The organism is Streptomyces sp. GQ60 (genome assembly GCF_059758875.1).
This window is the reverse complement of the sequence record NZ_JCAXEG010000015.1, coordinates 170,227-183,734: the sequence shown is the minus strand read 5'-3', so window position 1 is coordinate 183,734 and position 13,508 is coordinate 170,227. Positions and strand designations below refer to the sequence as shown.

Below are 13,508 nucleotides of genomic sequence, written 5' to 3'. Positions count from 1 at the left end.
GGGGGGCCGGGCTGTCCCTGCGGGGGCGGGGAGGGCGCAGGGCACGGCTGTGCGGACGCGGGCGAGGAGCACGATCCCTGGGCGTGCGTCTGCGCGACACTCCCCGCCATCCCGGTGTCCGCCGCACTGCTCGTTCCCGTGCGGGACGAGGCCGGCCGGACCCTCGACTTCACCGTACGGGCGGGCAATCACGTCCGCGCCGCGGAATGGCTCGAAGCCCCCGACCACACCGTCGGCCGAAGACTCCTCGAAGTCCAGCCCGGCGCCGCGGCCGGCGGACTCCTGAACGCCCTGTCCGAGGTTCTGGACACCGGGCACGCACTGAGGTCGTACGCCGTGGACTACACCGAGCAGCGCGGAGACGGGCTCCACCGCACGGCGCTGCTCTACGACGCCGCGTCGTGCGGGGACAACGTGCTGGCCACATGGCGGCCGGCCCGCAACCGCAACGAGCTGCTCTCGCTCGACGCCCAGTACATCGCTTCGATGGGATGGGGCACCTGGGACCTGTTGTCCGGCCAGGCGACGTGGTCCGAGGGTCTCGCCACGATCTTCCGCTCGGAAGGCGGGCGCGCCCTCTCCATGGCCGAACTCTGCGACGCGGTCCTCCTCGAGGACGTGTGGCGCTTCGGGAAGCTGCTGACACGGCTGCTCGACGGGGAGGAACCCCCCGGAGCGGAGATCCGCTTCAGCGTCGCCGGGGAGGTCCGCACCCTGCACCTCGTCGGGCACCCCGTCATCGCCAGGGACGGGCTCCCCTGGGCCGTGCACCTCATCGCCCGCGATCTGACCGCGCAGGTGCGCAGCCGCCAGCGGTTGGCCGCCACCCGGCGGGATACGGAACGGCTCGCGGAGGAGGCGGCTGCCGAGCGCCGGGTCGCGGCCGTGCTCAGGGAAGCCCTCCTGCCCGCGCACTCCGCGGAACTCGCCGAGATCGGACTGTCCGTCGCGGCCGCGTACCTTCCCGCCGAGTCCGAAGTCGTCGGCGGAGACTGGTACAAGTGCCGGGCACTGCCCGACGGGCGCATCCTGCTGGCGATCGGTGACGCCTGCGGCCACGGACTGGGAGCCGTGGCCCGGATGGCACAGCAGCGGCACGCCCTCGCGGGCCTCGCGCACGCCCCGGACACGGACGCGGGCCGGCTGACCACCTGGCTCAACGAGCTGTTGTGCGCCGACCCGGCCGCCCAGACCGCGACGGGGATCATCGGACACATCGACACCGGGCGCGCACTGCGCTGGGCTTGCGCCGGCCATCCGGCGCCGCTCCTGCTTCGTGACGGCGAGGCCTCGGAGCTCGACACGACGCACCGGGGGCCGCTCTTCGGGCTGATGCCGGGGTACACGTACGCGACGGCCACCGTTGCTCTGCGTGCGGGTGACGTCCTGCTCCTTTACACCGACGGCATGGTCGAGCGGCGGGGAGAGGACATCTCCGAGGGCATTGGCGCACTGCTGGACACGCTGCGGTCCTGCGCCGGACTGAACGCCCAGGAGGCCCTCACCCGGATCATGGCCAGCTACGCGATCGAGAACCACGAGGACGACACCTGCCTGCTGGTCATCAGGATCGACTGACGCTTCCGCACGCATGGAACCGCCTGCCGGGGCAAGGCGTACCGGGGACCCGTACAGCTGGGAAGGGACGGACACCATGGCACGACCGAGGATCGTGGTCGTCGGCGCGGGCTTCGCCGGCGTCGCCTGCGTACGCCGCCTGGAGCGGACGCTGTCACCCGGGGAGGCGGAGATCCTGCTGGTCACTCCGTTCTCCTACCAGCTCTACCTCCCCCTGCTGCCCCAGGTGGCCTCCGGGGTGCTCACGCCCCAGTCCGTGGCGGTCTCCCTGCGCCGCAGCCGCCGCCACCGGACCCGGATCGTGCCCGGCGGGGCCGTGGGCGTCGACACCCGGGCCAAGGTCTGCGTCATCCGGAAGATCACCGGGGAGCTGGTGGACCAGCCGTACGACCACCTGGTGCTCGCCCCGGGAAGCGTGACCCGCACCTTCGACATCCCGGGCCTGGCGGAGCACGGCCGCGGCATGAAGACGCTGGCCGAGGCGGCCCACCTGCGCGACCACGTCATCGCCCAGCTCGACCTGGCCGACGCCGCCGCACCGGGCTCGGCGGAACGAGCCTCGCGCCTCGGCTTCGTCGTGGTGGGAGGCGGCTACGCGGGGACCGAGACCGCCGCCGCCCTGGAGCGCCTCACCGCGAACGCCGTCGGCCGCTACCCCCGGCTGGACCGGCGCGAGATCAGCTGGCACCTCGTCGACGTGGCCCCGAAACTGATGCCCGAGCTCGGCGACCGGCTGGGCCGGGCCGCCCTCGACGTACTGCGCCGCCGCGGCATCGACGTCTCGCTCGGCGCCTCCGTCGCCAAGGCGGGCCCCGAGGAGGTCACCCTCACGGACGGGCGCTCGCTGCCCTGCCGCACCCTCATCTGGACGGCCGGCGTCGCCGCGAGCCCGCTCATCGCCACGCTGGGCGCCGAGACGGCGAAGAGCGGCCGGCTCGTCGTCACTGCCGACCTGAGGGTGCCGGGCGCCGACGGCGCGTTCGCGCTCGGTGACGCCGCCGCCGTGCCCGACCTGGCCGACGGCCGGGACGGTGCGGTCTGCCCACCCACCGCACAGCACGCGGAGCGCCAGGGCAAGGTCGCCGCCGACAACGTCGTCGCCACGCTGCGGGGCACGCCGCCGCGTACCTATGCCCACAGGGACCTCGGGCTGGTCGTCGACCTCGGCGGCCGCGACGGCGTCTCCCGGCCGCTCGGCATCGGCCTGCGCGGGATGCCCGCCCAGGCCGTGGCCCGCGGCTACCACTGGGCGGCGCTGCGCACCGGCGCCGCGAAGACCCGGGTGATGACGAACTGGCTCCTCAACGCCGTGGCCGGCGACGACTTCGTCCGGACCGGCTTCCAGACGTACAAGCCGGGAACGCTGCGCGACTTCGAGTACACCGACCAGTACCTCACCCCGGAGCAGGTACGGGCCCGCACGGCGGCCGGCGGAGCCTGACGGTTGCGGTCGGCAGCCGGTATGGGCGTACCCAGGATGCCGTGGTGGACCACGGACGGAAGGGTGGCACCCGGGGCTATCCGGGGGCCGCCCCGGGTTCAGCAGCAGGAGATCGCGCACGGCACGAAGTCTGGTCAAGAGGAGACATCAGAGATGGTTCAGAAGAAGGCGACCAAGGCGGCGACCAAGGCGGCCGAGAAGGCCGCTCCGAAGGAGCGGGCCGGTGGGGCTGCCGAGCCGGCCGCACCCCGCGAACCCCTTCCCGCGAAGGCGGACCAGCAGGGCCCGGAAACCCTCACCCCGACGGGCCGCCCCACCGGCGCGCCCCAGGCCGCCGTGGCACAGTCCGGCGCCTACCTGACGACCGCGCAGGGCGCCCGGCTGTACGAGAGCGATCATTCGCTGAAGGCCGGTGCGCGGGGGCCGGTGCTGCTGCAGGACCACCACCTGCGGGAGAAGATCACCCACTTCGACCACGAGCGCATTCCGGAACGGGTCGTCCACGCGCGCGGGGCCGCCGCCCACGGGGTCTTCCAGGGGTACGGCACGGCGGCAAAGGTCACCAAAGCCGCGTTCCTGGCCAAGGGTGTGGAGACGCCGGTCTTCGTCCGCTTCTCCACCGTCCTCGGCTCGCGGGGATCGGCGGACACGGTGCGGGACACGCGCGGGTTCGCCACGAAGTTCTACACCGGGGAGGGCACTTTCGATCTGGTCGGCAACAACATCCCGGTCTTCTTCATCCAGGACGCCGTCAAGTTCCCCGACGTCATCCACGCCGGGAAGCCGCACCCCGACCGGGAGATCCCGCAGGCCCAGAGCGCGCACGACACGTTCTGGGACTTCGTGTCCCTGCACACCGAAGCGACCCACCACACCCTGTGGAACATGTCCGACCGGGCGATCCCGCGTTCCTTCCGGATGATGGAGGGCTTCGGCGTCCACACGTTCCGCCTCGTCAACGCCAAGGGCGCCACGACGCTGGTGAAGTTCCACTGGAAGCCGAAGCTCGGCGTCCACTCCCTGGTGTGGGAGGAGGCCCAGCTCACGGGCGGAATGGACCCCGACTTCCACCGCCGCGACCTGGCCGATGCGATCGAGGCGGGCGCGTTCCCCCAGTGGGAACTCGGCATCCAGACGTTCCCCGACACGCCGGAGCAGACCTTCGAGGGGATCGACCTCCTCGACCCGACCAAGATCGTTCCGGAGGAACTCGCCCCCGTACGGCCCATCGGACTGATGACGCTCAACGCCAACCCGACGAACTACTTCGCCGAAACCGAACAGGTCGCCTTCCACCCCGGCCACCTCGTCCCCGGAATCGACGTCACCGACGACCCCCTGCTGGCAGGACGGCTCTTCTCCTACCTCGACACGCAGATCAGCCGGCTCGGCGGCCCGAACTTCGCCCAGATCCCCGTCAACCGGCCGCACGCCCCCGTCAACGACATGCTCCGCGACGGCATGCACCAGAGCGCCGTCCACACCGGGACCGCCCCGTACCGCCCCAACAGCCTCGACGGCGGCTGCCCCTTCCTCGCGGGAGCCGACACCGGGGCCTTCATCGAGGCGCCCGTCGAACTGCCGGCGGCCTCGAAGGTCCGTGCCGCTTCGGCGTCCTTCGACGACCACTTCAGCCAGCCCCGCCTGTTCTGGCTCAGCATGACGGCGGTCGAACGCGAACACATCATCGCCGCCTACACCTTCGAACTCAGCAAGTGCGAAGGGCAGGCCGTCAGGCAGCGGGTCCTCGCGGTCCTCGCCAACATCGACCCGCACCTGTGCGCAGAAGTCGCGGCCGGACTCGGGCTGCCCGCCCCGGCCGCCACGCGACCGCTCGCGGAACCGGACCCGAGCCCCGCCCTCTCCCAGATCCGCGGCACCTGGCCGCTCGACGGACGGGTCATCGGCATCGTCGCCGGCCCCGACGCCGACCTGAGGGGAGTGAAAACCGTACGGGCGGCCATCGCGAAGGCCGGCATGGTCCCCTTGGTGATCGCTCCCACCGGAGGATCCCTCGGGGCCGGAAAGAATCCGGTCGCCGTGCAGCGGACGTTCGCGGCCGCGCGTTCCATCGAGTTCGACGCCCTTCTGCTCGCCGGTACGCCCGCGGCCGCGGCCGATGCCCGCGGCGCCCGGGACGCGAAGGCCGGCGCAAAGGCCGGCACACCCCGGCCGGGCGACTGCGACCCGCGGGTGCTGCTCCTTCTCGCCGAGGCCTACCGCCACGGCAAAGCAATCGCCGGATGGAACGACTCCTCCCCGGCCCTCGCGGCCGCCGGCATCGGGGAGGACGATCCGGGCGTAGCGCTGGCCGGCACCCCGGCCGCCGCCCTCAAGCACCTCACCGCCGCCCTCGCGGAACACCGCGCGTGGGACAGGTTCCCCACCGCGATCTGAACGTGGCCCCGATGTCCCGGCGGGTATCAGCCGCCGGGACATTTCTTCATGACGGTGTCCTTCCTCTTGCACCGTCGCGGCGGCCGGTTGGCCCGTCGCGGCGGCCTGCCGGAGCCGAGGCAGTGGTGGTGGGAGCCGGGGCCGGTCCGGCGAGACGGGCGGCCGGGGTGAGGCGGGCGGCGCCGGTCTTGAACAGGGGCTGTTGGGAGGCCGGGTCCCAGGTGGTGGAGGTGAGTTCGTTGGCGGCCCGGTGGTGGCCGTCGGAGTCCCCGATGCCCGCGGCCGCGGCGCCCGCGGCGGAGACCTCTAGGGAAGGCGACCTCGCTCAGGTGACCACCCGGCGCGGCACGGTCCGGCGCAGGGCCCGCATCACCGGCATCCGCGAGGGCGTGGTCTTCCTGCCCTTCCACTACGGCTACCGCGGGTGCGGGCCGTGATGCGGCCCATCGCGGTGTCCCAGTCGGTCTCCCGCAGGACGCCGCCTTCCCTCACCAGGGGCCGGGTCAGGCGGTCCGGGGAGGCGAGGGCCTGCCACCCGTAGAGGTCCTCGGGATCGAGGCGCCCGCGGTTGGCCCGGTCGCCGGCCACGCCCCGCACGCCCACCGCCGTTGCGGACCGCCAGCTCCATCGCGTCCCCGTTGGACTGGAGGTTGGAGGCGGTCGGGTACCACGCGTCGACCGGACCGGCGCCTTCGACGCTGCCGGGGTCCGGCCGGACGTACGAGTCGACGCGTACGGGCCCGGGCGCCTGCCCCCGCCTCGTCCGGCCATGCCCGTACCGCGTCGGCCGCCCTGGCCGCAGGATCCCGGTGCGGCGATCCGGCGGCCGTCAGGGGAGGCCGAGCCCGATGGTGGGGGCGCCCGGTACGGCGCTGTCCACGTCCGCCGACGCGAAGACGTGCACCGTGACCGTCGGTCCGGCGTCACTGACCGCGTACATCCGGTGGTAAAAGGTCTCGTCGAAGCAGAATCCGTTTCCCGCGCCCACTTCTTCGGCGTTCGGCGCGGATCCAAGTCGCGCCCGTTCGTGCTTGAGTGCGCCCCGAGCCACGAACACGGCCCCGCGAACCCCTTCGTGATCGAGGTATCCGGTGCCCGGAGGCATGCTGTCCCAGCTGATGGCCCATACGCCGAAGTCCCGGCACCGGAAGAGCTGGATCCAGATCCCCTCGCCGTCCGACTTCGTCAGGCGCGCCCGCCAGCCGGGGCAGTTCCGTCCGGCGTCGTAGGCGACATCCATCCGCTCCTCCGGCCGCACGGGTTTTCCGGCCAAGGCAAGCCCTCGTCCGTCCATCGGTACCCACCGCCTTAACCCTGGTGGCAGCCTGTGACGGTGCGCGCCTGGATTCGGCAGGCACCTGCCCGCGCCGCGCCCTTCCATGCCGCGCCCGCGGTGCGAGGGGCCGCGCCCCTCGACCGCGCGGGGACGAGGTATGGAGGGCGGGTACCTGGGCAGGGGTGAGGTAGAAACCAGCCTGGTCCGGTTCGAGCCCCGCACGCCAGGTGCCACCCGATGGCTCGTGGGGGATGCGCGGGTTCCGCCGCCCGGCCATGCACGACACGTGTCGTGCGCTTGACGGTCTTCTCCCGAGGAGACGACCGTGATGGGCTCCGATTCGGCGGAGACGACCATGAGCCTCCACGGCTTCGCCATCGATGTCACCGAGCACCTCGACCGAACCACCGTTTCGGTGACCGGTGACCTCGACTTCGACACGTGTCACACCCTGGGCGCCGCGACCGGCGCCCTCGCCTTGACCGACCGGATCCTCGTTCTGGACCTGACGGCGGTCACCTTCATGGGTACCAGTGCTCTCCACCTCCTGCTCGCCCTGCGCCACCGCTCCATCGCCGAGGGCTGGACGCTTGAACTCGGTGGCGTCCCCGAACAGGGACTGCGCGTCCTGGAACTCACCCGGACCCGTCACCTCTTCACGCTCCGTCCCGGCCTCACGTCCAGCCGACGCTGAGAGTGTTCTCGGTGATGTCCATGACGTCCGCCTCCCCCGGACCGGGCACGCATCCGCCCTCCACCCATGGGTAGGCGCTGGATAGCCCCGACTCGTCACCGGCACCTCGCACCGCCGTCGGTAGGCCACCGGGCCGGGGTCGGCACAGAATCGAGGTGGCGAGCGATGACCGAATTCCCACAGCCGAATCCCGCACGCGACGGACCGGAGCAGAGGTCGGCGGGCGGCGTACGACCCGAGGAGACACCGCCCGGTGAGTCGAGCACCGGATCCGGAGCAGGTCCGTACCGGCCCCTCACCCGCGGCTGGGCAAAGGGGCCGCTCGTGCTGATCTGCCTGCTGGCCGTCGTGGTGGCCCTGTTCTTCCTCGCCTACGCCATCACGCTGGACCTCTAAGGGCCGGTTGAGTCGTGTGAGGTCAGGCAGCCACAGAGAACGGGCCCCCGATCGGGGGCCCGTTCCGCGCGCCTTCCGGCCGGAGGGCGTCGTCTACGAGAAGGCATCGGCCGCGGCCACGACACGGGCGGACATGTTGATCTCCATCATGCGCAGGGCGGCATCGGCCAGGTCCTGGTGGATGTGTGCGACGGCGTCCCGGGCGACCGTCACCGAGAGGTGGCGGATGTGTGCGTCAAGGGCGGAGTAGAGCACGCACTGCTCCGTGACCTGCCCGCACAGGACGAGGTGGTCCACATCCAGTGAACCCAGCAGGTAGGCGAGCGGCGTCTCGTAGAAGACGGAGTGGCGGGCCTTCACGACGAAGTAGGCGGATTCGTCGGGGCGCACGGGCTCGACGAGGTCGGCGTGCCGGCCGGTCAGGGCCGCCTCCAGGATCTCGCCGTGGTGCGAGCGCCACTTTCCGAAGTTGTCGTTGGCGTAGATCACCGGGAGGTGGCGCCTACGGGCCTCGCCGAGCAGGCACAGCATCGCGGGCAGGGCACGCTCCACGCTGGGCACGAGGGCATCGGCGTCCTCGTGGTCGTACGTGTTCAGCATGTCGATGACGACGAGAGCGCTCCTCGCCATGATGACCACCTCGCTGAGCGGCGACCGGGTGGATCGCCCACGCCGTCGTCCGGAACGGGGCGTCGTCAGCACGTCGCGCTGCCGTGACAGCGCGCCGGCCGCCCCCGCCGGCGCCGCGCCGTCGTCCTCGCGGCGAGACCCTTCAGGCCGAACCGCCGCCGTCTGTCCCGCTCCCTTTCTGCGCCTTCGCGTCGGCACGGCGCTGTGCTTCGGTGTTCGGCGTCAGCGCGTCGCCGGCCTCGCCGCCCCGCGTGCGGGGAAGCACTGCCTCTTCGGCTTCTCTCCGGGCTTCCGGATCGCCGCTCTCCCCGGGCGCCTGTGACGGAGGGGTCGGCTTACGGCCTTGGTCCTTCGCGCTCATGGTGCTCTCCGGTCCTCGTCTTCAGTGGCCGAGGGCCCGCTTGAGCTCGGCCTTGTCCATCTTGGAGCGGCCCTCGATGTTGCGCTGTTTCGCCTCGTTGTACAGCTGCTCCTTCGTGGGGCCCTGCGAGCCGCTGTGCGAGCGCTGGCCGCCCCGCTTCGAGGAAGACGTGTCGTGCGTCGAGGACCGGCTCGCGGTCTTCGACTCACCGGAACGCGCCCGTTCCTTGTTGACCGTGCGGCCCGCGATCTCCTTCGCCCGCTTCGTGCTCTCACCGCGCTGCTCGGCGCTCTCCTTGATGTGCTCGTACTGTCGTTCACGCTTGGAACTGGAACCACGAGGCATGGCCACTCCTCGACTCGTCACGTGCCGGCCCGGTGGCGGATCCACCGGACCCGCAGGGCGCCTGCCCACACCAGCGCGACTCACACCCGTACCGGTGCTCCGCCGTTCCTCCGCGGGAACATCTCGACGTACCCGTCGGCCCGCCCCCACCCCCGGCACCGGCGCCGGTGGCAACGAGGCCACGGGCCGACGAAGCCGTCAGCCGTGGCGGCGTGGCACTCCTCCGCCTCACCGCGGCCGGTGCGCACGGAGATCGCGACGCTGTCGTCTAGGTGATCTCCAAGCAGAGCCTTAACATGGGCCGTTCACGTAGTCCGGCTCCGCAGCCCGAGCACGGCTCGGCCGGCAGGGGCCGATAGAGGGGGAGTTCGTGGAGATCGGTCTGGCGGAGACCATCAAGGCACTGCGCGGGGAACTGTCCAGGGCCATGGCAGACGGTGCGGGCCAACCCGTCCGGCTTCGGGTGCAGTCCGTGAAGCTGGACGTACAGGTCGCCGTGACGGCGTCGGCGGAGGCGCACGGCGGGGTGAAGTTCTGGGTTCTCAGTGCTGACGGGAAGGCGACCAAGGGCACGTCCGCCACGCACACCGTCTCCTTGGAACTGACGGCGGAGACGGCGGACGGCGGCTCCGTCCTCACCGATTCGGCGCGCGGGGCGCGACTGGAGGACTGACGCCGTGAGTGAGTCGGCGGGCCACCGGCAGCCCTGGGCGTGCCGGCGGTGATCGACGCGCAGGTTCTGGGGCGGGTCGCCATGGTGGTCCGCCGGGACTCCGACGGCACCCCCCGCTTCGCGGCTACGGGCTTTCTGCTGACGTCTCGGCTGGCGATATGTGCCGGGCACGGCTTCACCGGGGACCAGGCCGCCCACGAGGTGCGGTTGCCCGGGCAGTCCGCGCGGCGGGTGGGAGTGGAGGAGGTGTTCCGCCACCGGGACCAAGGCGTCGATCTCGCACTGCTGGTCCTGGGTGACGGAGCCGGTGCGATCCCTCCGGCTCGGTGGGGCGTCGTACCCCAGGCCGTGGGATCGATCCCGTTCGTCGCGGTGGGGTTCCCCGACTTCGCCTCCCGCGAGGACGTTCCGGCGACCCGGCAGATGACCGGCTCGATCCTCCTGGGTTCCTTCCTCGGAAGCCACGAGATGGAACTCTCCCTCGCCAGCCCCGCGCCTCGCCAGCGGGTCCCCCTGGCAGGGCGTGTCGGGGGCGGGTGTGCTCACCCGGGACAATGTGCTGGTGGGCGTGTGCACGAGCCACCACGTTCCGGCTGGTGCGGCGAGCCTCACGGCGACCGGGTTTTCCCGGCTGACCGAAGATCCGCAGTTCGAGAGGCTGTTGGTCGAGCACGGAGTGCAACAGGTGCCGCTGGGCTCGTCTGTCGCGCTGGTCGGCGGCAAGGACGTGCGCCGTCGCATCCGTACGCACGCCGACGTGGTACGAGGTCTGCGCGGACGACGCAGTTACCTGGACCAAGAACACCTCCCCTTCGTCCATCCGGGGCTGGACCACGACACCCACCCGGACAAGCTCTTCGGCCGGCTCACAGCCCAACACGCGCGCGGAGTCCTCCTGATCGGACCGGCCGGGTCGGGCAAGACGAGAACGTGTTTCGAGGTGGCGCAGCGGGCCGACCGTGCCGGCTGGGAAGTCCTGCACGTCCAGGCCGACAGCGCCGTGAACCTCGACGATGTGGCGGAGTCCGTCCTGACCTGCGGTAGCCGACGGGTACTGCTGGTCCTGGACTACCTGGACGCGTGTCCCCAGCTGGATCTGCGCGCCCTCGAGGAAGTACTGCTTCCGGAAGCACGCCGGCAGGGCGTGACCGTGGCGTGCTTGGCGTCGGTCCGGCCGGGCTCGCGGCATACGGTCCATTTGCGCGGCAGCACCCGCGTACTGGACGACGTCTTCGTACGGGACGACTGGCCTTTCCAGTCCGCGGTCATCACGCAGGTGCTGAAGCACGCTGCCCCCCACACCGCCCGGCAGTGGGGGTTGGAGGAGCTGTCCCGGCTGTGCGGACGCCGTCCGGTCACGGCCCTGCTGATCGCGCGGGCGATCGAGGGGCAGGGCCTGGGACGGCTCCCGCTCCAGGTGACGGCCTCGGTCCGACCCGGCGAGCTGCTGGCTTGGCTGCGTGAAGGGATGCGGCGGGACGCGCTGGCGACGAGTCCCCCCGCCACCGCTTCACCCTTGGACGTCGCCACTCCCGACGTCGGGCAGCTCGCGTTCGCCGTGTCGGTGGCGGCCAGTCCGCAACCCCGGCGGACCGTCGAACAGACCGTCGACTCCTACCTGTCCACGGCCGGGGACCAGGGCAGGCGCTACAGCGGGCGCCAGGTCGTCGATACCCTCATCTCTCTGGGGTGGCTCGACGAAGCCGACGGACGGCTGGTGGTGGTCCACGACATCGTCACCGACGAGTTGCTGCTGCAGTCGCTGATGCCCGCTCCGGGCTGGAGCGTCCATCAAGCCTCGGCCGAGGCCCTGTTCGCCGCGGTCATGCGTCATCCCGGCACCTTCGCGGTGTTCACGAGCCATCTCCGGCGGCTGGCCGCCGACTTGGCCGCGCACGGCCCCGTCCACCACACGACGGCCCTGGAGCGATTCTGCGGTGAATGGCTCGCGGCCAACGCGGGCTCGCTGGGGAGACTCCTGGAACACGCCGGCCGCGACGGTGAACAAGCCCTGCTGACCCTGGTCACGAGCGGGCCGTGGTCCGGCTCCATGCCCAGCGTGTGGACCGCTCTCGTGGCACCGTGGCTCGCCCGGGCCGAGGCTGGATTCACGGCGAGGCCCTTCCTGACCGCCGCCCTCCACAGTTCCGACGAGCCCTCCGACGCTCTGGTCGAAGCCTCCGTCGGCTGGCTCGCGCGCCGCGGCGACCAGACCGATGCCGAGCATCTCCTCGACGCCCTGCTGGACCGCCCGGGGCTCTCGCAGGAGGCCGAGGACCTCGTGGTCGACCGCACCCTGCACTGGCTGCCGTCCCGGCCCGACTGGCGCCGTACGCCGTCGCTCTTGAAGCGCCTCTTGGCCATGGACCATCCGCCCGCTCGGCTACAAGAGGTGACGGGCGTAGTACTGGCCTGGTTGACGCATTTCCGAACCGGCGGGATCGGTGCGGTGCTGCGCGCCCTCCTTCAGCGCGAGGATGTCCACGACACGGCCCGCGGGGAAGCGGTCCGAAGAGGTTTCACCTGGCTGCGCTCGGGCATTCGGGCCGACGCGGACGTCGGCTCTTCACTGTGTGCCCTCCTGGAGTGCGACCGCTTCCCGGAAGAATCCCGTGCCGAACTGTTCGGCCACGCTCTGGAGTGGCTGGGCAGGCCCCGGAAGCACCCGAGCACGGGACGCGTCCTGCGCAGCGTCCTGGCCGCCGAACACTGTCCGGCAGAGCTGAACCGCCAGGCGGCCGCCCTGGCCCAGTCGTGGGTGGCCCAGGGCTTCGCGGACGCGGACGCCTCGAACCCCTCCCAAGTCGTGCAGGCCCTGCTCGCCCACGACGGCGCGCCCGACGCGGCTCTCCCCCTGCTGCGCCAACTGGCCTCACAGCCCGATGCCCCGTCCGCCCCGGCGGTGCTCCAGCGCCTCCTCCTGCACCACGAACAGATCAGCCCGGACCAGACCCGCGCGACGGTTGACCACGCCTTCCGGTGGCTCGAGACCCATCAGGACCACGAAAGCTTCGGCACCGTCCTCGGCGCCCTTCTGCGGGTGCCCGAACTGGCTCCCGACCAGTTCCAGTCCGCGATCGACCAAGGGTTCACCCAACTGCTGGCGCGCCCCGACGACCACGAGTTGATGGCCGTGATGCTCAGTCAGCGCCGTGGCCTGACGACCGGCCGGGCCCGGGCCGTCGCGGACGTCAGCCTTCGATGGATGGTGGCCTCCCACGGCGTCAAGGCGCAGCGGCCCGTCCTGGCTTCGCTCCTCACCCGCCCGGACCTGACCGCGGAACAGGCACGCGCCGCCATCGACATCGCCCTGGACCGCTTGACCACCGACACGTCGGGCAAAGACCGCTCCACGCTCTCGGGCGTCCTGCGACATCCCGCCCTCGACGCGGACCAACGGTCCCGCGCCGTCGACTGCGCGCTGCGATGGCTCGATCGGCACGGCACGATCCCCAAAGCAGGCCTGATCCTCACAGAACTGCTGACTCTCCCGTCGTTCCCGCCGAGCGAGAAGGCCCTCCCCCTTCGCCTGAGCGAGGACTGGCTGACCCGGCATCGGGACCATTCGTTGGCCCGGAGGCTTCGTGTCGCCATGGAGGCGGTCACCGACGCCCGGCTTCGCGACGAGTGAAACGGGCCGCAGCCGAAGGACCCGGTCACGTGCGTCGGGGGCCCCGGCCGGCCGTAGAACCCTAGAAACGATCAGGGGCCGTATCG

Annotated in this window: 11 protein-coding genes; 8 read left to right on the top strand and 3 right to left on the bottom strand. The window is 71.5% G+C overall.

The annotated features are described in order from the left end of the window. The 4 genes from AC6CKD_RS29930 to AC6CKD_RS29915 form a co-directional block, all read left to right on the top strand. Positions 1-1,578, top strand: a 1,578-nt coding sequence (locus AC6CKD_RS29930; RefSeq protein ID WP_498331565.1) for a PP2C family protein-serine/threonine phosphatase, incomplete at its 5' end; no start/stop codon positions are given. Between the two features lie 76 nt (positions 1,579-1,654). Further along, positions 1,655-3,019 (top strand): NAD(P)/FAD-dependent oxidoreductase, encoded by a 1,365-nt coding sequence (locus tag AC6CKD_RS29925; protein WP_498331563.1) that lies wholly within the window; start codon positions 1,655-1,657, stop codon positions 3,017-3,019. A 153-nt stretch (positions 3,020-3,172) separates the two neighbouring features. Further along, the gene (locus tag AC6CKD_RS29920; RefSeq protein WP_498331561.1) at positions 3,173-5,416 is read left to right on the top strand and encodes a catalase; all 2,244 of its coding nucleotides are present in this window, start codon (positions 3,173-3,175) and stop codon (positions 5,414-5,416) included. Positions 5,417-5,646: 230 nt separating this feature from the next. After that, the gene (locus tag AC6CKD_RS29915) at positions 5,647-5,853 is read left to right on the top strand and encodes a molybdopterin dinucleotide binding domain-containing protein (RefSeq protein ID WP_498331560.1); all 207 of its coding nucleotides are present in this window, start codon (positions 5,647-5,649) and stop codon (positions 5,851-5,853) included. A 392-nt stretch (positions 5,854-6,245) separates the two neighbouring features. On the opposite strand, the gene AC6CKD_RS29910 is transcribed toward AC6CKD_RS29915, so the two are convergent. After that, on the bottom strand, positions 6,246-6,656 hold the full coding sequence (locus AC6CKD_RS29910) for a cupin domain-containing protein (protein WP_498331558.1): 411 nt from the start codon (positions 6,654-6,656) through the stop codon (positions 6,246-6,248). A gap of 364 nt (positions 6,657-7,020) precedes the next feature. On the opposite strand from AC6CKD_RS29910, the gene AC6CKD_RS29905 reads away from it, so the two are divergent. Beyond that, positions 7,021-7,386: an STAS domain-containing protein gene (locus AC6CKD_RS29905; protein WP_498331588.1), complete on the top strand. Its 366-nt coding sequence runs from the start codon at positions 7,021-7,023 to the stop codon at positions 7,384-7,386. A gap of 165 nt (positions 7,387-7,551) precedes the next feature. Then, entirely contained in the window at positions 7,552-7,782 is a 231-nt protein-coding gene (locus tag AC6CKD_RS29900; RefSeq protein WP_498331556.1) for a DUF6480 family protein, read from the top strand. A 93-nt stretch (positions 7,783-7,875) separates the two neighbouring features. On the opposite strand, the gene AC6CKD_RS29895 is transcribed toward AC6CKD_RS29900, so the two are convergent. Both AC6CKD_RS29895 and AC6CKD_RS29890 read right to left on the bottom strand, forming a co-directional pair. Next, positions 7,876-8,412: a cysteine hydrolase family protein gene (locus AC6CKD_RS29895; protein ID WP_498331555.1), complete on the bottom strand. Its 537-nt coding sequence runs from the start codon at positions 8,410-8,412 to the stop codon at positions 7,876-7,878. 382 nt (positions 8,413-8,794) lie between these two features. Further along, the gene (locus tag AC6CKD_RS29890; protein ID WP_498331553.1) at positions 8,795-9,118 is read right to left on the bottom strand and encodes a plasmid stabilization protein; all 324 of its coding nucleotides are present in this window, start codon (positions 9,116-9,118) and stop codon (positions 8,795-8,797) included. Positions 9,119-9,488: 370 nt separating this feature from the next. Between AC6CKD_RS29890 and AC6CKD_RS29885 the strand changes: the two genes are divergently transcribed. Next, complete coding sequence (locus AC6CKD_RS29885; protein ID WP_498331551.1) at positions 9,489-9,791, top strand: trypco2 family protein; 303 nt, start codon at positions 9,489-9,491, stop codon at positions 9,789-9,791. Between the two features lie 562 nt (positions 9,792-10,353). Further along, positions 10,354-13,422: a P-loop NTPase family protein gene (locus AC6CKD_RS29880; RefSeq protein WP_498331549.1), complete on the top strand. Its 3,069-nt coding sequence runs from the start codon at positions 10,354-10,356 to the stop codon at positions 13,420-13,422. The last annotated feature ends 86 nt before the right edge of the window (positions 13,423-13,508 follow it).

Excerpts from the sequence above, each read along its gene's own strand:
- AC6CKD_RS29925 (WP_498331563.1), top strand. The coding sequence starts at position 1,655 with ATGGCACGACCGAGGATCGTGGTCGTCGGCGCGGGCTTCGCCGGCGTC.
- AC6CKD_RS29920 (WP_498331561.1), top strand. The coding sequence starts at position 3,173 with ATGGTTCAGAAGAAGGCGACCAAGGCGGCGACCAAGGCGGCCGAGAAG.
- AC6CKD_RS29910 (WP_498331558.1), bottom strand. The coding sequence starts at position 6,656 with ATGGATGTCGCCTACGACGCCGGACGGAACTGCCCCGGCTGGCGGGCG.
- AC6CKD_RS29905 (WP_498331588.1), top strand. The coding sequence starts at position 7,021 with ATGGGCTCCGATTCGGCGGAGACGACCATGAGCCTCCACGGCTTCGCC.
- AC6CKD_RS29900 (WP_498331556.1), top strand. The coding sequence starts at position 7,552 with ATGACCGAATTCCCACAGCCGAATCCCGCACGCGACGGACCGGAGCAG.
- AC6CKD_RS29895 (WP_498331555.1), bottom strand. The coding sequence starts at position 8,412 with ATGGCGAGGAGCGCTCTCGTCGTCATCGACATGCTGAACACGTACGAC.
- AC6CKD_RS29890 (WP_498331553.1), bottom strand. The coding sequence starts at position 9,118 with ATGCCTCGTGGTTCCAGTTCCAAGCGTGAACGACAGTACGAGCACATC.